The sequence below is a fragment of the Streptomyces antnestii genome, from assembly GCF_004005495.1.
Classification (GTDB): Bacteria; Actinomycetota; Actinomycetes; order Streptomycetales; family Streptomycetaceae; genus Streptomyces; species Streptomyces antnestii.
Window position 1 is genome coordinate 36,488 of the sequence record NZ_RZYA01000015.1, and the last position, 19,955, is coordinate 56,442.

Here is a 19,955-nt window from a genome sequence, read left to right on the forward strand (position 1 = left end):
GGCGGTCCAGGCAGGCCAGGCGGGCGGTCGCAGCCGCGGGCCTGACCTGGGCTTGCCTGACCTCTGCTTACTCGTTCCGGGTCGGTCTGTTCCGGCCCGTCCGGCCTCGGGACTCATCGGGTGGAGGCCGACGGCGTGGCCTGGTAGGCCGACGGCGTGGTCGTGGGGATCGCCCCCGGCGTGGTCGTGGGGGCGGGCTTCGCGGGGCTCGCGGACCGGTGGGGGCGGGGCGCCGGCGGGCCCGTGCGCAGGATCTCGTCGAGGGTGGGGAGCATCGCGTGCTGGTGCGGGTCCCAGGACCACGCCGTGCGGTACTCGTAGCCCGGCAGGTCCGCCACCGCCCGCAGGATCACGTCCCGGCCCGCGATCTCCACGCTCACGACCGCGTCCGACGTCCCCATCACCTGCGTGAGCCGGTGTCCCTCGAACGTGTAGCAGCGCACGGCGAGCTGCCCCTTCGGCAGGCGGATCCCCACGATCAGCTCGTCCTTGCCGTCGCCGGTCAGATCCCGGTAGTACGCCTTCAGGACGGGACACCCCGCCTTCCCCGTACCGCTCCGGCCGCAGTCCTGCAGACCCACGATCTTGTCCTTGTACGGGTCCGGCGACGGGCTGGGCGAGGCCGAGTACGCCGCCTCCTGCGCGCGGATCACGTCGACCGGGTCCACGCGGTGGATGTCGTCACCCGGAGCGGTGATGCCCGGCACGACCTCCGTCTCGCCGGAGCCGTAGTCCTCGGCCGCGGCGGACGCCGGGGGCAGCGTGGGCCACAACCGGGCCGGGCCCACCGCCGTGGACGTGGGCCCCGCGCTGCGCAGACCGCCCGAGTCACCGCACCCGGCGAGCAACAGCGCCGCCGCGCTCACGGCGAGGGCCACGGAACAGGCGCGCCTGGAAATCACTGCACTCCTGCCTGTCCACGTGCCGGTCGGTCACTCCACGGACACCATGGTCGGTCACTCCACGGACACCATATGGATTCCACGGACACCTTATGGGTGGGGAAGTCCCTTTCTAATCCCTCAGCCGTCGCTGCGCCCCCGCCGGTACATCGAGTAGGCGAGCCCCGCGGCGCCCGCCGCCGCCATCCCGCCACCCGCCGCCAGGAACAGCGCGTTCTGGCCGTGCGAGCCGTCGGCCTGCTCCGACGTCCCCGACGAAGCCGGCGCGGAGGCGGAGGTGGAGGCAGGCGCGGGCGCGGGGTCCGGGTACGCGAACGCGGCCGTCGGGACCAGGAGCGCGCCGCCGAGAACGGCGGCGACGAAGGTGCAACGGGCCGGCAGTCCCGACCGACGGGTGGTGCGACGGGCGGATCGACGGATGGATCGACGGGTGGTGCTCACGAAGCGTCTCCTCTCCTCGGCCCCGGCGCGGGGCGCCGCGTTCCGCCAAGTGGCGCAAACGCTGACGTCACCAACGTAAAGATCCCGCATCACGGCAATTCGGCGACTGTGTAACAGCGGGCCGAAGCTCTGCCGTCGGTCTCCCCAGCGGCGGCCGTCGCGCTCGCCGGACCCGCCGGCGAACGGCATATTGCCCTGCGGCTCCGTGGCTGTTCCCATGGTCATGGGGTGATGGTCGATGAGCGGTCTGCGCGTCATACCGACCTGGCGACACGGCCGGGAGCGGCTCTACGTCTGCGCCGACGACGGCAGGAACGTCGCCTGGTACGACCGTGACGCGGGCCGCGTCAACCTGATCAGCGACGCCCGCCGGGACGACGTCCTCACCCTCCTCGGCCCCTTCCTGACCGGCGACGTCACCGTCGGACCACCCCCGGTACCCACCCCCGTCGAGCTGGCCAGGCTCGCCCTGCACCCGGACGACGACCTCGCGCCGAACCGCCCCGGCGAGGCCCTCCAGATCGCCGTCGAGCGCGACCCGGGCCCGGCCCGGCGGCTGCGCACGGACCCGCGGCGCCGGGCCCTGGAGGCCGAGCAGTCCGTCGGACGCGCGCTCGACGCCTTCGAGCGGGCGGGCTGGCGCACGCTGCACTCCGTGCCCCTGCCCGGCGGCGCCCGCATCCACCACCTCCTCATCGGCCCCGGAGGCCTCTACGCCCTGCACACTCTTCCGGCCCGCAAACAGCGGGTCCGCGTCGCCGACCCGATGGTCGCGGCAGGCCGAGCGGAGCCGTCACCCCTGCTGCGCCGGGTCCGCGCGGACGCGTCCCGCGCGTCCTTCGCCCTGACCGCGGAGGTCCACCCGGTTCTCGCCGTCGCGGGCGCCGCGGCCGTCGACGTCACGGCGGCCCCACGGGACGTACGCGTGGTCCCCGACACGGAGCTCCAGTCCCTCGCACGGACCGGCGGCGTCCTGAAACCGGCCGATGTCGAAGCCCTGCACGCGATGGCCCGCGACCGACACACCTGGCTGCGCGTCTGACTCCGCTACTCCCCCCCGCTGATGCACTACTCCTGGGCGAAAGGCCGTCACGGCACCCGTCCCGCGCGGTCGGGGTCGGCCAGGGGCCCGAGCAGGTCCCCGTAGCGTTCGAGGCGGGGCGCCATGTCGTCGGCCAGGAAGGTCAGCTCCCGCGCGTCCGTGCAGGCCTCGACCTCCTCCCACGTCACAGGGGCCGACACCGTCGGTTCCGGGCGGGCGCGGAGGGTGTACGGGGTGGCCGTCGTCTTCGCGGCGGCGTTCTGACTGTGGTCGACGAAGACCTTGCCGGGGCGCAGGCTGCGGGTCATGCGGTGGAGGACCAGTTCCGGATGTGCGGCCTCACCCTCCACGGCGAGGGCCTTCGCGTACGCGCTGACCTGCTCGGACGGCGTCGGCTCCAGCGGCACGAGCAGATGCAGGCCCTTCGACCCGGACGTCTTCACGTACGCGTCCAGCCCGTCCGCGCGCAGCCGCTCACGCAGCCACAGCGCGACCGCGCAGCAGTCCACCACGTCCGCGGGCGCCCCTGGATCCAGGTCGAGGACCAGCCGGTCGGCCATCGCCGGCGCGTCCGCCCGCCACTGCGGCGTATGGAACTCCGTCACCAGATTGGCCGCCCACATCAGCGAGGGCAGATCCTGCACGACGACCTGCCGGGACACGGAGCTCGCCGAGCGCGGCACGTCCTCCGCGCGCACCCAGTCGGGCGTGCCCGGCGGCACGTTCTTGGTGAAGAACCGCTGCCCTTCGGGCCCGTCCGGGTAGCGCAGGAAGGACACGGGCCGGTCGCGGAGGTGCGTGAGCAGGGCGTCCGCGGCCGTCGCGTAGTAGTGCAGCAGCTCGCCCTTCGTGAACCCGGTCGCCGGGTACAGCACCTTGCCGAGGTTGCTGAGCGCGAGCCGCCGCCCCTCCACCTCCGTGATGGGCGTCATACGATGAGAATCCCACGAAATCATCACAAACAAGCCCAAAACCACAGCCACCGGCTTCAGAGAGGGACCACGTGCGATCCATATGGAACGGCGCCATCTCCTTCGGCCTGGTCAGCATCCCGATCAAGCTGGTCAACGCCACCGAGAGCCACTCGATCTCCTTCCGGCAGATCCACCTGGAGGACGGCGGCCGCATCCGCTACCGCAAGTTCTGCGAGCTGGAGGATCGGGAGGTCTCGACGGCGGAGATCGGCAAAGGGTACGAGGCCGCGGACGGCTCGATGATCCCCATCACGGAGGACGACCTCGCCTCGCTGCCGATCCCGACCGCCCGGACGATCGAGATCGTGGCCTTCGTCCCCGGCGACAGCATCGACCCGCTCCAGATGGACGCCGCCTACTACCTCTCCGCGAACGGCGTCCCCGCCGCGAAGCCGTACACCCTGCTGCGTGAGGCGCTCAAGCGGAACAAGAAGGTCGCCATCGCGAAGTACGCCCTGCGCGGGCGCGAGCGGCTCGGCATGCTGCGGGTCGTCGACGACGTGATCGCGATGCACGGCCTGCTGTGGCCCGACGAGGTGCGTGCCACGGACGAGGCGGCGCCCGAGACCCAGGTGACCGTGCGCGAGGCCGAACTCGACCTGGCGGAAGCCCTGATGGACACCCTCGGCGAGGTCGACATGGAGTCGCTGCACGACGACTACCGTTCCGCGGTCGAGGAGATGATCGAGGCGAAAGCGTCAGGCGAGGGCGTGCTGGAGGCCCCGGCGGCCGCGGAGGGCGCGGGCGGCAAGGTCATCGACCTGATGGCGGCCCTGGAGAGCAGCGTCAAGGCGGCCAAGGAGGCGCGGGGTGACACGGCCGCGCCGCGGCGCGAGGCGAAGGTGACGTCGCTGAAGTCCCGCACGGCACCGAAGGACGTGGGCGGGAAGAAGTCGACGTCGACGAAGACGAAGCCGGCGGCGCCCAGGAGCCGGGCGAGCACGTCGAGCACGGCCAAGAAGACGACGGCGAAGAAGACGGCCGCTGCCACGAAATCCACGGCCACGAAATCGACGGCCAAGAAGGTCACCGCGAAGAAGGCGACGGCGAAAAAGGCGACACCGGCCAAGAAGGCGGCAGCGGCCAGTAAGGCGACACCGGCCAAGAAGGCGGCGCCCCGGAAGCACGCGTCGTAACCACCGGCGGGCGGCGCGTCCACGAAGACGCACCACCCGCCGGTGGCGGACTGCTCGGTGACGGGCCGCTCGATGGCGGACCGCTCAGCGAGCCACGAACTGCGTCAGGATCGCCTGCACCTCGTAGATGTCGACACCCTTGCTGAACGTCTTCTGGACGGGCGCGGCGGTGCCGGAGATCCAGATGTTGAGCTCACCGTCGAGATCGAAGTGACCGGCGGTCTCGACGGAGAAGTGCGTGATGCTCTTGTACGGGATGGAGTGGTACTCCACCTTCTTGCCGGTGATCCCCTGCTTGTCGACCAGGATGAGCCGCCGGTCGGTGAAGAGGATGGTGTCGCGGATGAGCAGGTACGCGGCGTGCACCTGCTCGCCCTGACCGAGCAGCTTGGCGTACTCCTGCTGCGCGCCGGCGGGGTCGATGGTGTGGGCGTTTCCGAACAGTGCCATGAGGCCCCCCAGTTGGCGAACTCCCGTGTGTGCACGGGATCTTCACACTCTACGAGGGGAACCACCCCGGCGGCGAGGGCCTGTCACGGCGTGCGAGCAGTGACCAGAAGCCCCACGCTCTTCATCCGCACCTCACCCTCACCTTCGTGGACGCGGAGCGCGTCGGCCAGAGCATGCCGAGCCAACTCCTTCTCCTCCACCCCGACTTGGTCCATCGCGTGCCGCCCGGGACCCGTCGTGAGGATGAACGAGGCGGCGTCACCGGCGTCCCGCCCCCACACCCCGTAGACCTCCAGGCGCCGCACCTCGATGTCGGTGAACCCGGCGCCGGCCAGCACCTTGCGCGTGGCATCGGCGTCGGAGAGGGCGAACATGCCGGGCCCGCCCGCGCCCGGGGCCCCGAAGTCGCCGACAGGCAGGATGTCCCGCAGTCCGGAGAAGGCCCGGAGCCAGTCGTTGTGCTCGGGCTCGGCGGGACAGACGAACGCCAGCCTGCCGCCGGACCGCAGGGCGTGCCGGATGTTGGCGAACGCGGCGACGGGATCAGCGAAGAACATGACGCCGAACCGGCTGACGGCGACATCGAAGGACCCGGCGTCGAACGGCCGGACCTGGACGTCCCCTTGCTCGAAGGCGACGTTCTCCGGCCCCTCCTCCCGGGCGATCTCCTCGGCCCGAGCCAGCATGGGCCCGGACAGGTCCACCCCGAGGGCTCGCCCCTCAGGCCCCGCCGCCCGGGCGGCGAGCCGAGTGGTGACCCCGGACCCACACCCGACATCGAGCACGCGATCGCCGGACCGAATGCCGGCGGCGTCAAGAAGGGGCTGGTTGTACTCCGCGTTCACGGCGTCCCAGCGCACCTGGTGACGAGCCCAGTGCTCCCCGTCATACCCGTTCCAGGCCTGAGACTGATCGACGTTGACGATTCGGGACATGGCAAAACCCTCTCGTGGCGACAGGCGGACCCGGACATAGAATGGGCGCTCGCCCAAACATGAGTATGGGCGAGCGCCCAAACTCATGGCAAGCGAATGGCGAGGAAAGAGGCCTCATGTCCCCGCGCGGCATAGCGATCCCCGACGTCAGAGAGCGCCTGTTCGACGCGGCGGAACGGATCCTGGCCCGGGAGGGCCCGTCGGGCCTGACGAGCAGGGCGGTCACGACGGAGGCGGGCTGCGCGAAGGGCATGCTGCACAAGCACTTCGAGGGCCTGGACGAACTCGTCGCGGAACTGGTCCTGGCCCGCTTCGCACGCACGGCCCGCCTTGCGGAGGACCTCCCGGCCCGCGCCGGCGAGTCCACGGTGGCGGCCAACCTGACGGAGATCGGCCACGCGCTCCTGACGTCCCTGAACCCCACGACGGCGGGCCTCGCGGCCTCGACCCCGGCGGCGTCCCTGCGGATCCGCGAGGCGCTGAAGGCAGGCGCCCCGGGCTTCGACGCGATCCAGCACTCGATCACGACGTACCTGGACGCGGAGATCAACACCGGCCGCCTCCCCCCGACCACGGACACGACGACAACGGCCCTGGCCCTGGTCGGAACGGTCCACCACCTACTGATGACGACCTGGGAACCCCCCACCCAAGACCCACGAGCCCAGACGAAAAACCTGGTGAAAACGCTACTGGCCACCCCCACCCCAACCACCCCAACCACCCCAACCACCTGAACCGGCAGACCCATGACAACAGAACTCGACGACGCCTCCGCCCCCGAAATCCGAAGCAACACCCCCGGCTCGTTCCCGTACGGGGTGCTGCGCGAACGGCACCCGGCGCTGATCCAGCGCGTACGGAACGCGTTCCCGTACGGCCCGGAACAGCACCGGGCGCTGGACGCGCTGCTGAGGGAGAGCACGGACCCGGCGGGGGTGATGGAACCGCTGCCGGCCGAAGCGGGGGAGGGTGACCGCGAACAATGGGAGAGGTGGGGGAGCGGCGAGCACGTGGGCCGGTCCTGGTTCGACGCCCCGTTCCTGTGGGCGGAGAGCTACTTCTACCGCAGACTGCTGGACGCGGTCGGCTACTTCGGCCCCGGTCCGTGGCAAGGAGTCGACCCCTTCCGCCCGTTCAAACAGGCGGAGTTGGAAAGCCCTGAGGCCCACGCCGAACTGGCGACCTTGGACCGCCTGGCGAAGGAGCCCCAGGAAACCCAGGCGCGAGCCCTGCTCCACGGCTCACTCTGGGGCAACCGCGCGGACCTGGGCTTCCAGCTGACGAGGACCCCCGCCGGAACCACGTCGTCCGCACTCCTCGCGGACGACTCGGACCACCTGTGGTCGCTCCTGCCGCCCGGAGCGGGGAACACGGTTCATTTGGTGGCGGACAACGCGGGCCGGGAACTGGTCCCCGACCTCCTCCTCATCGACCACCTCCTGCGCCACGCACACGCGGCCCGGGTGATCCTGCACGTGAAGCCACACCCGTACTACGTCTCCGACGCGACCCCCACGGACGTGCTGGACGCCCTGAACCACCTCAAACAAGCGCGGGGCGAGGCGGGCGAGACGGGCACGCGCCTGTGGCAGGCGACCGCGACAGGCCACTTGAGCCTCCGCACGCACCCTTTCGCCTGCGCCCCACTCCCTTATGCGTCGATGCCGGACGACCTGAGGGCCGACTTCGCGACGGCGACACTCACGATCCTCAAGGGAGACCTGAACTACCGCCGCCTGGTGGGCGACCGGGCCTGGCCCGCCACGACCCCGTTCCCCACCCCCACGTCCTACTTCCCGTCCCCACCGGCAGCCCTGCGCACCCTCAAGTCGGACGTGATCGTGGGCCTCGACGAAAAGACGGAACACACCTTGACCACCACAGAAGGCCCCACCTGGCGCACAACGGGAGAACACGCAGTGATCCAGGTCCGCCACACAAACCCTTGACGACGACCACGCCACATACACGAAGACCCCGTTATCAGCGTCTCCGCTGACAACGGGGTCTCAGGCACTCCCTGACGAAGTGCCCCCGGCAGGATTCGAACCTGCGCCCACGGCTCCGGAGGGCCTTTCGTGCCCGGGTAACGCAGCAGATCAGGGCCCTACGTGGGCTCGTTTAGGCGGGGCTTGTCCACAGGTGGTCCACGGTCTATCCGATCACCGTTAGCTCGCAGCTTTGGCACGGCAACGGAGCCGTACCAACGTTCCGGTGGACGGTCGGCCGACGTCAGGCGATGGTGGCGATCAGGGACAGGGCAGAGGTAAGGAGGGATACAAGTCCGGGTACACCGTCGCACTTGACCAGGATTTGTTCCAGCATGGTCGTGGCCGTGGAACGGCCGCCGGTGTCGTCGAGGCGCTGCTGGGTGGTGAGGTCAAGGAGGACGACGCACTGCTGGTAGTCGTTGACGCGGCCTTGCTCAGCCGCCAGTTGATGTCGGATTCGGTCGAGCAGGGCGCTGAATTCCTTCAGCTGATCTGGGCCAGCGCCGGTGTTGGTCTGGCTCTGGAGGGAGTTGGTGGCACCGGGCTGGTTCTGGACGTTCCCCATCGCCCCGTAGTTCACGACGCCGGAGTTGTCGCCTGAGGGTTGGCTGTTCCTGCGGATCACGCTTTGCCTCCTGCCGTTGGTGGCCGAGCGTTCATCTGCGAGCCGACCGCTCCGGGCTGGTTCTGCACGGAGCCCATTTCGCCGTAGTTGATGACGCCGGAGTTCTGGAGAATGACCGTGGTCTGCTCGCGATAGGACCCGATGTCGACATTGTGATCGACGAGGAACTGCTCGACCGAGTCGAAGATGCGCCGTTGCATCATCTCGATGTAGCGGCGCGCGTCGTCGTACTGGAGCATGTCGTCCATGTACCGGGTTGAGTATGCCTCGCGCAGACTCACTGGTCCCTTCTGCTCGTCGAGTTCGGGGTGCAGCCGGCCCTTATTGGGATTGAACAACTGCGCGAGCATCAGCACCATATCCACGGCCGAGGCAAGCCAGGTGTGGCGGTGCCAAGACCAGCCTGAGCCAGCGGCCGAGCCGTCGGCGGCACGCAGAGTGGGGTGGAGGGGGTTGATGACGTGAGGGCGGACAGTGACCCGCAGGTAGTGGTCCTCGTAGGCGAAGCCAACAAAGACCGAAGCGACCAGTTCACCGTCCCATGAGATGACCCGGGCACACAGGAACCGGCGGGCTACCTTCGGAGCGCGTTCCGCACCGACGGCCCGGGGGCCCTGTTCGGCTAGGACGTTCAGTGACGTCCACTGCTCTGGAGTGATGCCTTTCCAGCGCTCTGCAGAGATCGCGGCGACGCCATACGCTTCGAGCCGGTTGTCTGGGTGGAAGTCGGGGATGGGTGCCGTACCTCGCTTGAGCTGGCTCACGACGTGGGCAAGTAGGTTGTCCGGGGTAAATTGCTTGACGCCGGTTGGTTCTGGCCCGTCCGGGGCGAAAAGGTCTTCGAAGCGGGGACTCGGGATGGCGGGGCCAGGTGTACGGTCCTTCTTCGGCTTTGGCTGGGCGGGCAGGACATCGATGCCGATCTGGGCCTCGTACCAGACTTTGCCTGCGCCGACGAAGTGGTACCTGGGGCTGTCTGCGCGCATTTCGGTGACGTACGGAATGACCGTGCCGAACTTGAGCTGTCTGACGGCGTCTAGAGCGCGGCGGCTCTTCCGGGTCAGGACGCGCGCTTTGGTACTCGATTCGTCGGATTCTTCGGTCACCCGTATCAAGTGGCGGTGGGCGAGGAGCCGGTCGAGGTAGAAGGCGGCCCAAATACCCAATGTCACTACGGCAAGCGTCCATTCGGCGGCTGAGGTGTACAGGCAAGCCAGTCCGGCCAGGATGGCAAGAGCCATGACAGCCCGCCGTATGTAAAGCAAATGCTCGGCGGCTGTGCAGCGTTCGACGACGGGCGTGAGCTCGAAGCCGAAGGCCGGGACCGGGCGGCCGTTGGCCACGCGGTCGCGTACCCAGCGAACGTAGTCGGTTCCGATGATCACCTTCGGCTGCGGCTTTTCGGGCAACGCATCCGCGTCGGCGTCCTTCTCCGATTCCCGTTTCTTTTCCAGCCACACTTTGATGAAGCCTGGCGTCATCCGCTTCCTGAGCTTGGCCCACTCGTTCTGCCGCCATGCCCGGAACTCCGCGGGAGAGTCGGGCCGTAGGTAGGCCGCTGCACTCAGCAGACGTGTCGTCTCCGTCTGATCCAGCCCGTGGCCGTGCGCGCCGTTAGCGCTACCGAGTGGTACGGCAGGTGCGCTGACAATCGAGATGCCGATGGCCGCAGAGCTGTCCGCGTCTTTGCCGAGCTCTCTGCCTAACCCCATGCCTCGCGCTCGCCCCCGTCCTATGAGCGGCCCCCTGCCGCTGGGAGGACCATGCTGCCGTGCAGGCCAGGTTCTGACTACAGCACCAACTACAACAAAAGCGGCAGACAAGGAAGGATCAGTGGCGCCAGGTCTCGAACTCACGGCTGGGAGGTCACCTGGGGCTAACGGGTTGGTCGGTCGGCCGTTGACGGCTGTTGGTGGAGGCTGCGGCCGCTGTACTCCGCTGCTGTACAACAACCGTCAAGAATTGCCGACGGCTGCCCTAAAGTTGGACGTACTGAATGAGACGGAAAATGAGGCGGTCGGCCGAGAGTGGTACGAGGCAGTTGAGCTCTAGATGATGGGAGTTCCACAGCGCTCGCACGGTCGATACCCCGCACCTCGTGCATCGCCCAGCAGCATCCAACTGGCTTCAGCTAGGTGTCGTCCGTCGCCGACCATGAGGCCGCACTGCTCATGACCATGGAAGACCTCGCGGCCACCGGCAGCACTCGCGCGCACCAGTACCGCTGGCTCCCTGGAGCGGTCGATACCTTCGTCTGCGTAACACTCCAGATGATGCCGCTGCTCGTGAGTTTACGAAGGAAGTGAGAAGGGTTCGGCGAAGATTCCGCCTCTGAGGTTGCGTTCAACCCACCGGCCTCAGCCACGCTGCCGGTACCATCCGTCAGAGCAGGCCGCGACGGCGAAACTGTGGTGGCGCGGGCATTGGGCAATGAATGATTCCTCCCGAGGCAGCTCGGGCGGGCGCTCGGCCTTGGGCTTGGATCCTGACTCCTCGGTGCAGATGTTGGAGAGCGTGGGCTGGGTGTTGCATATGCGGCGAACGCTCGTCAACGCTGCCAACTAAGCGGTCGGCCTGGGGGAGCTGCGCGAGAACCCCATCACGGCTGTCCGCTGGCAGAAACCGAAGGTGTCCAACCAGGTCGCCCCCGCGTTGTCGCCAATCCGGAGCAGGCCTGGAATCTCCTGGCGGCCGTCTCTTATGTGGCTAGCCACCGGCGTGCTCGTGGTCGGCGCCTCGTGGAGGCCGGCTGAGGCGGTGGGCCTTGTCGAGACTGATCTGACCCTCCCTGAACTGGGCTGGGGATCGGCTCTACTCCACCGAACGCGCCCGTCGGTCGGCAAGCAGTGGACCGACTTCGGGGAGGCTCACGACGACCGCGGCCTCAAGAACCGCCCTGCTGAGGACGTCAGGCGGGTGCCTATCCCGCCCCACCTCGTCGCCGTGCTTCGCGAGCATCTGGCCACCTTCGGCCCGGCAGACGACGGGCGGCTCTTCTGCAGCGAGAAGGGCTCGGTCGTCCCGTCCTCGACCTACTACCGCGTGTGGCAGGAGGCTCGGCTTCTCGCCCTGCCACCGGCCGTAGCGGCGTCACCCCTTGCGAGTCGCCCGTACGACCTTCGACACTCGGCCTTGTCGACCTGGCTCAACGCTGGTGTTGATCCCACTGAGGTAGCCGAGCGCGCCGGCAACAGCGTCGAAGTCCTGTTGGGCCGCTATGCGAAGCGCCTCGACGGGCGCCAAGAAGTCGCCAACCGGCGCATCGAGGACTTGCTCCGCGAGTACGAGTGACACGGCCTGCCTCATGATCGAAGCCCCTGGAGTTTTGTCCAGGGGCTTTGCTGTTCTCGGGCTGACTCCGACAGATTCGGCTGTAGTGGTTGGTGGCCACAGTGTCATCAGCCCCACTGGGCGACGACGGCTTCCTCGACGCAGAAGATCGCATCACACTCGGCGCACTGGGCATTACCGAAGACGTAGGTCAATTTGCGTGCGATATCCGGCTGACCGTCGGCGAGTGCGCGGGAGTAGAGCCTTTGGGCCAGCCCTTCCAAAGCTGCGGGGGCTTGAGGCCGTAGCGGCACCTGCCTCGCCCTGGTGGTGGGCTCCATGTACATGCTGTCCGTGGTGGAGAAGAATCCGTACTTGCCGAAGACTATGAAGTTCTGCGCACTGCACGAGGGGCAGGGCACCTCGTACTCCTCGTCGTTCAGCCCGTCGAACTGCTCGCCCCAGACCTCGACGTCCTGGAAACTCAGCAGTGTGCCCAGCAAATCGATGTAATTCGTGGGGTCGTTGGTGAGTCCCTGGTCCTGGAGAGCTTCCTCGGTGAGTTGCGCCAGGTCGGAGATCTGAGAGGCGTAGGTCTCTTGCGGATCCTCGTCGCCGTATGGCTGATCTGTGCTGGCCACAATGGAGCCGGCCAGGTACAGGGGCATCCTCCGGTCCACCGCTGACCACTCACGCGCCATCTCGGTCAGAGCGGGCAAGGCCGCGTAGCTCGCCGAGTAGACGGTGCCCTGATGGCACAGCCGGGACCAGAGCTTGTTCCAGCCGGGGTCCTGCGCGTCAGGACCCACTGCGTCCAGCAGGCCGGGGACATCTTCTGCCGTGCCGTAGGCGTGGTGGAGCCGAGACCAGTCCGTCATGCCGATGATCTAAGCAGCCGAGCGCGGCACGATAGATCCCGTCCACACCTCGTCCACAGACCTCGACATAGAGCCGCTTCGGGCGGCACACGCCTGCACAAACGCGAAGACCCCGTCCTCAGCGAAAGCGCTGGTGGCGGGGTCTTTGGGCACCTCATACAAGGTGCCCCCGGCAGGATTCGAACCTGCGCACACGGCTCCGGAGGCCGTTGCTCTATCCCCTGAGCTACGGGGGCGTGTTCACCGCGGCTGGCGTGGTGACGGGTAGAACCCTACCAGCTTCGTCAGGGTCCCCATGAACAGTTATTTCGCTGCTGGGGCGGTGTCCTGGACGGGGGCGCGGGGTGTGGGAGGCAACCGGCGGAGCGGGTAGTCCCCTGTACGGGGCGGAAGTGGGGAAAACCCGGACGCGGTGGCCCGGGCGGACCTACTCTCGAGTTGTGCCAGGCGCGTCCGGCCGAGTGCTTGTTGTCGATGACAACAAGGTGATTCGGCAGCTGATCAGGGTCAATCTCGAGCTGGAGGGCTTCGAGGTCGTGACCGCGGCTGATGGTGCCGAATGTCTGGATGTGGTGCATCAGGTTCGGCCTGATGTGATCACTCTGGACGTCGTGATGCCCCGACTCGACGGCCTTAGGACCGCCGCGCGGCTGCGCTCCGACATTCATACGCGGGGTGTTCCCATCGCCATCGTCAGCGCCTGTACGCATCACGAGGTCGAGGCCGGGCTCGATGTCGGCGTCGACTCGTTTCTGGCCAAGCCCTTCGAGCCCACTGAACTCGTCCGCGTCGTACGGCAGTTGGCCGAGCGCGGGGCCGACGGCGGGCGTGGCGCCGAAGAGGCCGAGCGGGCCGGGCGTACCGGGGGCTGACCACCCGGGCGCGTGGTCGGGCGCATGGCCGGGGGAGCGTGACGTGTCCGTATGGCGGACCATCGCGTAAACCGGGTCGCTTACCCACCCCCTTCCTCCCATACGCTTGTCCCATGACCCCCGTGGAGCTCTCCCGTACCGTCCTGCGCGCCGTGCGCCGCGCGGTCGACGACGGTGAGCTGAACGTGGCCGTTCCGGCACGGGCCGCGGTCGAGCGGCCCCGGCCCGGTGGGTGCGGGGACTACTCCACGAACGTCGCGCTGCAGCTCGCCGGGCCCGCCGGACGTGCGCCCCGGCAGGTCGCCGAGCTTCTGTCGCGTCGCCTCGCCGGCAGCCCCGGCATCGCCGGCGTCGAGGTCACCGGCCCCGGATTCCTCAATCTCACCCTCGCCGCCGACGACCGCGGCGCCCTCGTCCGCGAGATCCTCGCCCGGGGCGGCCGCTATGGGCACAGTGACGTTCTCGCAGGTCAGCGGTTCGAGCTGCGCGTTCCGTACGAGGTCCGGGCCGAGGTCGTCGCCGACTCGGTCAGCCGGATCCTCGCCACCCAGGGCGCCGACACCCACGTCAGCCACAGCCACAGCCACAGTCATAGCCACGACGAGTCGGCCGGGCCGGGCGGCGCCCGGATCGTGCAGCTGCGGCCCGTGCCCGCCCCCTCCGACCCCGTCGTCCTCGGTCGCGACGCCGCCCGCTGGGCCCTGCTCCTGCCCGCCGCGCACGACCGGCCCCGTATCGCCGGCGAGCATCTCGCGCAGCGGGAGAGCAACCCCCTCTTCCGCGTCCGGTACGCGTACGCCCGCACCCGGGCCCTGACCCGTAACGCCGCCGCCCTCGGATTCACCGCCGAACCCGGCGACGTACGCGACACCACAGACACCACAGACACCACCGACACCACGGCCACGGCCACCGGCGCGCTCGCATCCGGCGAGGCCGCCCTCGCCGCGTACCCCCAAGCCCTCGCCCTCGCCGCGCGCCACCACGCCCCCGACCGGCTCGCCCGGCATCTCGTCCTTGTCGCCGACGCGTTCCTCGCGTTCCAGCACACGGTGCTGCCGCAGGGTGAGGAGAAACCCTCGGCCGCCCACCGCGCCCGGCTCGCGCTCGCCGAAGCCGCCGGGGCGGTGCTCGCCGGCGGCCTGTCCCTGCTCGGTATCGACGCACCCGAACATCTCTGAGAGAGCGCAGAAGACAGTCATGAGCCGTTCAGCACACCCCGCCGGGCCCCGTCACGCCGACGTCCTCACCGAGGGGCACTACGCCGCTCCGCCCGCCGATCTCAACGCCCTCGACGCGAAGGTGTGGTCCCGCACCGTCGCCCGTACGCCGGACGGCGCCGTCAGCGTGGGCGGCATCGAAGTGGCGCGCCTCGCCGAGGAGTTCGGCACGCCCGCGTACTTCCTCGACGAGGACGACTTCCGGGCCCGCTGCCGCGCCTGGCGCGACGCCTTCGGGACGGACGCCGACGTGTTCTACGCCGGCAAGGCGTTCCTCTCCCGCGCCGTGGTGCGCTGGCTGCACGAGGAGGGGCTCAATCTTGATGTGTGCTCGGGCGGGGAGCTCGCTACTGCGCTGTCCGCCGGCATGCCGGCCGAGCGCATCGCCTTCCACGGCAACAACAAGTCCGAGGCCGAGATCGAGCGGGCGATCGAGGTCGGGGTCGGGCGCATCGTGCTCGACTCGTTCCAGGAGATCGTGCGCGTCTCGCACATCGCCGAGCGGCTCGGCAAGCGCCAGCCCGTGCAGATCCGCGTGACCGTCGGCGTCGAGGCCCACACCCACGAGTTCATCGCCACCGCGCACGAGGACCAGAAGTTCGGCATCGCGCTCGCGGGCGGGCAGGCCGCCGAGGCCGTACGGAGGGCGCTGAAGCTCGACGGCATCGAGCTCATCGGCATCCACAGCCACATCGGCTCGCAGATCTTCGACATGGCGGGCTTCGAGGTCGCCGCGCGGCGCGTCGTGTCGCTGCTCGCCGAGGTGCGGGACGAGCACGGGATCGAGCTGCCGGAGATCGACCTCGGCGGCGGTCTCGGTATCGCGTACACCAGCGACGACGACCCGAGCGAGCCGCACGAGATCGCGAAGGCCCTGAACGAGATCGTGACGCGCGAGTGCGAGGCGGCCGGGCTGCGGACGCCGCGGATCTCCGTGGAGCCGGGCCGCGCCATCGTCGGCCCGACCGCCTTCACGCTCTACACGGTCGGCACCATCAAGCCGCTCGAGACGCTGCGTACGTACGTGTCCGTGGACGGCGGCATGTCCGACAACATCCGGACCGCCCTGTATGACGCCGAGTACACCGTCGCCCTGGTGTCTCGGCGCTCGGACGCGGAGCCGATGCTCGTCCGCGTGGTGGGCAAGCACTGCGAGAGTGGTGACATCGTCGTGAAGGACGCGTTCCTGCCCGCCGACCTGGCGCCGGGTGACCTGATCGCCGTGCCGGCGACCGGCGCGTACTGCCGGTCCATGGCCAGCAACTACAACCACGCGCTTCGCCCGCCCGTCGTCGCCGTACGCGACGGTGAGGCCCGGGTGATCGTCCGGCGTGAGACAGAGGAAGATCTCCTGCGTCTCGACGTCGGATAATGAAATATGCGTCTCAGGATTCGGACCGGGGGCAGAAACCCCGGTCCGGTGGGTGAGACTGGTCCACTGAAGCAGTATTGGCGTATTGGCAGTATCTAGCAGGCCGAGCTCGATGAGCTGGGCCGAATGAAAGGCGTAGGTCGATGATGCGTACGCGTCCGCTGAAGGTGGCGCTCCTTGGCTGTGGGGTAGTCGGCTCAGAGGTGGCGCGCATCATGACGACGCACGCCGACGACCTCGCGGCCCGGATCGGCGCCCCCGTGGAACTGGCCGGGGTCGCCGTCCGCCGCCCGTCGAAGGTGCGCGAGGGCATCGACCCGTCGCTCGTGACGACGGACGCGACCGCCCTGGTCAAACGGGGAGACATCGACGTCGTCGTCGAGGTCATCGGCGGCATCGAGCCCGCCCGCTCCCTCATCACCACCGCGTTCGAGCACGGCGCCTCCGTCGTCTCCGCGAACAAGGCGCTCATCGCCCAGGACGGCGCGGCCCTCCACGCCGCCGCCGAGCAGCACGGCAGGGACCTCTACTACGAGGCCGCCGTCGCCGGCGCCATCCCGCTGATCCGCCCGCTGCGCGAGTCCCTCGCCGGCGACAAGATCAACCGCGTGATGGGCATCGTCAACGGCACGACGAACTTCATCCTCGACAAGATGGACACCACGGGCGCCGGCTACCAGGAGGCCCTCGACGAGGCCACCGCGCTCGGTTACGCCGAGGCCGACCCGACCGCCGACGTCGAGGCCTTCGACGCCGCCGCCAAGGCCGCCATCCTCGCCGGGATCTCCTTCCACACCCGCGTACGTCTCGACGACGTGTACCGCGAGGGCATGACCGAGGTGACCGCCGCCGACTTCGCCTCCGCGAAGGAGATGGGCTGCACCATCAAGCTGCTCGCCATCTGTGAGCGGGCCGCCGACGGGGGGTCCGTCACCGCGCGTGTGCACCCCGCGATGATCCCCCTCGACCACCCCCTCGCCTCCGTGCGCGGCGCGTACAACGCCGTGTTCGTCGAGTCCGACGCCGCGGGTCAGCTGATGTTCTACGGGCCCGGGGCCGGCGGCGCGCCGACCGCGTCCGCGGTGCTCGGCGACCTCGTGGCGGTCTGCCGGAACAAGCTCGGCGAGGCCACCGGCCCCGGTGACTCCGCCTACACCCAGCTGCCCGTCTCGCCCATGGGCGAGGTCGTGACGCGCTACCACATCAGCCTCGACGTGGCCGACAAGCCGGGCGTCCTCGCCCAGGTCGCTACGGTCTTCGCCGAGCACGGCGTATCCATTGACACGGTGCGCCAATCGGGCAAGGACGGCGAGGCCTCCCTCGTCGTCGTCACCCACCGCGCGGCGGACGCGGCCCTCACCGGGACCGTCGACGCGCTGCGCAAGCTCGACACCGTGCGTGGTGTCGCCAGCATCATGCGTGTTGAAGGGGAGTAACGAGCAATGACCGGAATGACCCACCAGTGGCGCGGCATCATCGAGGAGTACCGGGACCGGCTCCCGGTGACCGACACCACGCCGGTCGTCTCGCTGCGCGAGGGCGGCACGCCGCTCGTGCCCGCCCAGGTGCTCTCCGAGCGCACGGGCTGCGAGGTCCACCTCAAGGTCGAGGGCGCCAACCCGACCGGGTCCTTCAAGGACCGTGGCATGACGATGGCGATCACGAAGGCCAAGGAGGACGGCGCGAAGGCCGTCATCTGCGCCTCCACCGGCAACACGTCGGCGTCGGCCGCCGCGTACGCCGTGCGCGCCGGCATGGTCTGCGCCGTACTGGTCCCGCAGGGCAAGATCGCGCTCGGCAAGATGGGCCAGGCGCTCGTCTACGGTTCGAAGATCCTCCAGGTCGACGGAAACTTCGACGACTGCCTGAACCTGGCCCGCAGCCTCTCCGAGAACTACCCGGTGGCGCTGGTCAATTCGGTCAACCCGTACCGCATCGAGGGCCAGAAGACCGCCTCGTTCGAGATCGTGGACGCGCTCGGCGACGCCCCCGACATCCACGTCCTGCCCGTCGGCAACGCCGGCAACATCACGGCGTACTGGAAGGGCTACAAGGAGTACGCGGCGGACGGCATCGCGACGCACACGCCGCGTATGTGGGGCTTCCAGGCCTCCGGTTCCGCGCCCATCGTGCGCGGCGAGGTCGTCAAGGACCCGTCGACGATCGCCACCGCGATCCGCATCGGCAACCCCGCGTCGTGGGACTTCGCGCTGGCCGCCCGTGACGAGTCCGGCGGCTTCATCGACGAGGTGACGGACCGTGAGATCCTGCGCGCCTACAAGCTGTTGGCGTCCCAGGAGGGTGTCTTCGTCGAGCCGGCGTCGGCCGCCTCGGTCGCCGGTCTGCTGAAGGCCGCCGAGCAGGGCAAGGTCGACCCGGGCCAGAAGATCGTCTGCACCGTGACCGGGAACGGCCTCAAGGACCCGGACTGGGCCGTCGCCGGCGCCCCGCAGCCGGTCACCGTCCCGGTCGACGCGGCCACCGCCGCCCAGCGCCTCGGCCTGGCGTAACCACCAGCGGAATCACCAGGCCCCGGCCTGGCGCAGAACCACCAGCGGGGATCACCCGCAGAACCGCCGCATTACCGCGCAACTCCGTACAGGGGGTGCACAGGGGGCTTGCGACACGCATCGTGCGCCTCCTGTGCGCCCTATGTCGCCACAGAACCTTCCTTCGATAAGCTGTACCGAACCCACTCCGCCGCACGACTTTTCGCGGTGCCGCAGGCGTCGTCACCGCCGTAGCGGCCTTCGGGTTCTGATACGGGCAGCAATCATCGGATCTCTCGAAACACCTTCGGAAACCCCGCAAACACCGCAGCTCAAGGAGTGTCATCGAGCGATGGCCGGTCCCGCCTTCCGCGCCGCCGCCGTAAGGGTGCGCGTCCCCGCCACCAGCGCCAACCTCGGCCCGGGCTTCGACGCCTTCGGCCTGTCGCTGGGTCTCTACGACGACGTGGTGGTCCGCGTCGCCGACTCCGGCCTGAACATCGACATCGCAGGTGAGGGGTCCGAGACCCTTCCGCGCGACGAGTCGCATCTGCTCGTACGTTCCCTGCGCACGGCCTTCGACCTGCTCGGCGGACAGCCGCGCGGCCTCGAGGTCGTCTGCGCCAACCGGATCCCGCACGGCCGTGGCCTGGGCTCCTCGTCCGCCGCCATCTGCGCCGGCATCGTCGCCGCGCGCGCCGTGACCATAGGCGGTGACGCCCGCCTCGACGACGCGGCCCTCCTGGAGCTCGCGACCGAGATCGAGGGGCACCCGGACAATGTCGCGGCCTGCCTGCTCGGCGGCTTCACGCTCTCCTGGATGGACGGCGGAGCGGCCCGGGCGATCAGGATGGATCCCTCGAGTTCCATCGTTCCGGTGGTTTTCGTACCGGGAAAGCCGGTACTCACGGAGACCGCGCGCGGTCTCCTGCCGCGCAGCGTCCCCCATGTGGACGCCGCGGTGAACGCGGGCCGGGCGGCCCTGCTCGTCGAGGCCCTGACCAGGCGCCCCGAGCTGCTGCTGCCCGCCACAGAGGACCGGCTCCACCAGGAGTACCGGGCTCCCGCGATGCCGGAGAGCGTCGCACTCGTGGAGCGGCTGCGGGCCGACGGCGTCCCCGCGGTGATTTCGGGGGCGGGCCCCACGGTCATGGCCCTCGTGCAGGAGGAGACGGCCGACAAGGTCGCCCGGCTGGCCGGCGAGGGATGGGCGGCGAACCGCCTCGACCTCGATGTCGACGGAGCGAGCGTGCTGCCGCTTGCTCACTGACACCCGGTTGCCGGAATTCGAGAGGGGGAATATTTGTTGGATCCGGTAGTGTTAACCTCAAGTCTGCACCCGACCCATCCATGGC

The 19,955-nt window shown here is 69.0% G+C and carries 18 protein-coding genes, 1 tRNA gene and 1 pseudogene; 11 read left to right on the forward strand and 9 right to left on the reverse strand.

Going from position 1 to position 19,955, the window contains the following annotated elements:
- Positions 1-113: 113 nt before the first annotated feature.
- A complete protein-coding gene (locus tag EOT10_RS27135) occupies positions 114-902 on the reverse strand; it encodes a hypothetical protein (protein ID WP_127830971.1) in 789 nt (262 codons plus the stop codon).
- Between the two features lie 120 nt (positions 903-1,022).
- Positions 1,023-1,343: a hypothetical protein gene (locus EOT10_RS27140; protein ID WP_127830972.1), complete on the reverse strand. Its 321-nt coding sequence runs from the start codon at positions 1,341-1,343 to the stop codon at positions 1,023-1,025.
- Positions 1,344-1,581: 238 nt separating this feature from the next.
- On the opposite strand from EOT10_RS27140, the gene EOT10_RS27145 reads away from it, so the two are divergent.
- The gene (locus EOT10_RS27145; RefSeq protein WP_127830973.1) at positions 1,582-2,385 is read left to right on the forward strand and encodes a nuclease-related domain-containing protein; all 804 of its coding nucleotides are present in this window, start codon (positions 1,582-1,584) and stop codon (positions 2,383-2,385) included.
- A gap of 47 nt (positions 2,386-2,432) precedes the next feature.
- On the opposite strand, the gene ligD is transcribed toward EOT10_RS27145, so the two are convergent.
- Positions 2,433-3,317, reverse strand: a complete 885-nt coding sequence (gene ligD / locus EOT10_RS27150; RefSeq protein ID WP_127830974.1) for a non-homologous end-joining DNA ligase — start codon at positions 3,315-3,317, stop codon at positions 2,433-2,435.
- Positions 3,318-3,388: 71 nt separating this feature from the next.
- Between ligD and ku the strand changes: the two genes are divergently transcribed.
- Positions 3,389-4,495, forward strand: coding sequence for a non-homologous end joining protein Ku (gene ku, locus EOT10_RS27155; protein ID WP_127830975.1), 1,107 nt, complete (start codon positions 3,389-3,391; stop codon positions 4,493-4,495).
- Between the two features lie 84 nt (positions 4,496-4,579).
- On the opposite strand, the gene EOT10_RS27160 is transcribed toward ku, so the two are convergent.
- Together EOT10_RS27160 and EOT10_RS27165 are read right to left on the reverse strand one after the other, a co-directional pair.
- A complete protein-coding gene (locus tag EOT10_RS27160) occupies positions 4,580-4,945 on the reverse strand; it encodes a PH domain-containing protein (protein ID WP_127830976.1) in 366 nt (121 codons plus the stop codon).
- An 83-nt stretch (positions 4,946-5,028) separates the two neighbouring features.
- Complete coding sequence (locus EOT10_RS27165) at positions 5,029-5,880, reverse strand: class I SAM-dependent methyltransferase (RefSeq protein ID WP_127830977.1); 852 nt, start codon at positions 5,878-5,880, stop codon at positions 5,029-5,031.
- A 116-nt stretch (positions 5,881-5,996) separates the two neighbouring features.
- Here EOT10_RS27165 and EOT10_RS27170 point away from each other — a divergent pair, with 116 nt between their 5' ends.
- Together EOT10_RS27170 and EOT10_RS27175 are read left to right on the forward strand one after the other, a co-directional pair.
- Positions 5,997-6,617, forward strand: coding sequence for a TetR/AcrR family transcriptional regulator (locus tag EOT10_RS27170; RefSeq protein ID WP_127830978.1), 621 nt, complete (start codon positions 5,997-5,999; stop codon positions 6,615-6,617).
- 12 nt (positions 6,618-6,629) lie between these two features.
- On the forward strand, positions 6,630-7,832 hold the full coding sequence (locus EOT10_RS27175; protein WP_127830979.1) for a damage-control phosphatase ARMT1 family protein: 1,203 nt from the start codon (positions 6,630-6,632) through the stop codon (positions 7,830-7,832).
- A gap of 283 nt (positions 7,833-8,115) precedes the next feature.
- Here EOT10_RS27175 and EOT10_RS27180 read toward each other — a convergent pair whose 3' ends face one another.
- On the reverse strand, positions 8,116-8,499 hold the full coding sequence (locus EOT10_RS27180) for a hypothetical protein (RefSeq protein WP_127830980.1): 384 nt from the start codon (positions 8,497-8,499) through the stop codon (positions 8,116-8,118).
- Positions 8,496-10,211, reverse strand: coding sequence for a hypothetical protein (locus EOT10_RS27185; RefSeq protein ID WP_127830981.1), 1,716 nt, complete (start codon positions 10,209-10,211; stop codon positions 8,496-8,498). The genes EOT10_RS27180 and EOT10_RS27185 overlap by 4 nt, the downstream gene beginning before the upstream one ends.
- Before the next feature lie 811 nt (positions 10,212-11,022).
- Here EOT10_RS27185 and EOT10_RS27190 point away from each other — a divergent pair.
- Positions 11,023-11,790: pseudogene (locus EOT10_RS27190) on the forward strand (tyrosine-type recombinase/integrase); the annotation flags it as partial.
- Between the two features lie 107 nt (positions 11,791-11,897).
- Here EOT10_RS27190 and EOT10_RS27195 read toward each other — a convergent pair.
- Entirely contained in the window at positions 11,898-12,647 is a 750-nt protein-coding gene (locus EOT10_RS27195; RefSeq protein ID WP_127830982.1) for a hypothetical protein, read from the reverse strand.
- A 164-nt stretch (positions 12,648-12,811) separates the two neighbouring features.
- Positions 12,812-12,883 (reverse strand) — tRNA-Arg (locus EOT10_RS27200).
- Positions 12,884-13,039: 156 nt separating this feature from the next.
- On the opposite strand from EOT10_RS27200, the gene EOT10_RS27205 reads away from it, so the two are divergent.
- The 6 genes from EOT10_RS27205 to thrB all read left to right on the forward strand — a co-directional run bounded on the left by EOT10_RS27205 (position 13,040) and on the right by thrB (position 19,870).
- Positions 13,040-13,519, forward strand: coding sequence for a response regulator (locus tag EOT10_RS27205; protein WP_127830983.1), 480 nt, complete (start codon positions 13,040-13,042; stop codon positions 13,517-13,519).
- Positions 13,520-13,632: 113 nt separating this feature from the next.
- Positions 13,633-14,700 (forward strand): ArgS-related anticodon-binding protein NrtL, encoded by a 1,068-nt coding sequence (nrtL, locus tag EOT10_RS27210; protein WP_127830984.1) that lies wholly within the window; start codon positions 13,633-13,635, stop codon positions 14,698-14,700.
- A gap of 19 nt (positions 14,701-14,719) precedes the next feature.
- On the forward strand, positions 14,720-16,111 hold the full coding sequence (lysA, locus tag EOT10_RS27215) for a diaminopimelate decarboxylase (RefSeq protein ID WP_127830985.1): 1,392 nt from the start codon (positions 14,720-14,722) through the stop codon (positions 16,109-16,111).
- Positions 16,112-16,254: 143 nt separating this feature from the next.
- Entirely contained in the window at positions 16,255-17,547 is a 1,293-nt protein-coding gene (locus EOT10_RS27220; RefSeq protein ID WP_189492133.1) for a homoserine dehydrogenase, read from the forward strand.
- 15 nt (positions 17,548-17,562) lie between these two features.
- The gene (gene thrC / locus EOT10_RS27225; RefSeq protein WP_127831111.1) at positions 17,563-18,621 is read left to right on the forward strand and encodes a threonine synthase; all 1,059 of its coding nucleotides are present in this window, start codon (positions 17,563-17,565) and stop codon (positions 18,619-18,621) included.
- Positions 18,622-18,952: 331 nt separating this feature from the next.
- A complete protein-coding gene (gene thrB / locus EOT10_RS27230; protein WP_127830986.1) occupies positions 18,953-19,870 on the forward strand; it encodes a homoserine kinase in 918 nt (305 codons plus the stop codon).
- The last annotated feature ends 85 nt before the right edge of the window (positions 19,871-19,955 follow it).

Excerpts from the sequence above, each read along its gene's own strand:
- EOT10_RS27220 (WP_189492133.1), top strand. The coding sequence starts at position 16,255 with ATGATGCGTACGCGTCCGCTGAAGGTGGCGCTCCTTGGCTGTGGGGTA.
- lysA (WP_127830985.1), top strand. The coding sequence starts at position 14,720 with ATGAGCCGTTCAGCACACCCCGCCGGGCCCCGTCACGCCGACGTCCTC.
- thrC (WP_127831111.1), top strand. The coding sequence starts at position 17,563 with ATGACCCACCAGTGGCGCGGCATCATCGAGGAGTACCGGGACCGGCTC.
- EOT10_RS27175 (WP_127830979.1), top strand. The coding sequence starts at position 6,630 with ATGACAACAGAACTCGACGACGCCTCCGCCCCCGAAATCCGAAGCAAC.
- EOT10_RS27145 (WP_127830973.1), top strand. The coding sequence starts at position 1,582 with ATGAGCGGTCTGCGCGTCATACCGACCTGGCGACACGGCCGGGAGCGG.
- EOT10_RS27165 (WP_127830977.1), bottom strand. The coding sequence starts at position 5,880 with ATGTCCCGAATCGTCAACGTCGATCAGTCTCAGGCCTGGAACGGGTAT.
- EOT10_RS27195 (WP_127830982.1), bottom strand. The coding sequence starts at position 12,647 with ATGACGGACTGGTCTCGGCTCCACCACGCCTACGGCACGGCAGAAGAT.
- thrB (WP_127830986.1), top strand. The coding sequence starts at position 18,953 with ATGGCCGGTCCCGCCTTCCGCGCCGCCGCCGTAAGGGTGCGCGTCCCC.
- ligD (WP_127830974.1), bottom strand. The coding sequence starts at position 3,317 with ATGACGCCCATCACGGAGGTGGAGGGGCGGCGGCTCGCGCTCAGCAAC.
- EOT10_RS27170 (WP_127830978.1), top strand. The coding sequence starts at position 5,997 with ATGTCCCCGCGCGGCATAGCGATCCCCGACGTCAGAGAGCGCCTGTTC.
- EOT10_RS27160 (WP_127830976.1), bottom strand. The coding sequence starts at position 4,945 with ATGGCACTGTTCGGAAACGCCCACACCATCGACCCCGCCGGCGCGCAG.
- EOT10_RS27185 (WP_127830981.1), bottom strand. The coding sequence starts at position 10,211 with ATGGGGTTAGGCAGAGAGCTCGGCAAAGACGCGGACAGCTCTGCGGCC.
- nrtL (WP_127830984.1), top strand. The coding sequence starts at position 13,633 with ATGACCCCCGTGGAGCTCTCCCGTACCGTCCTGCGCGCCGTGCGCCGC.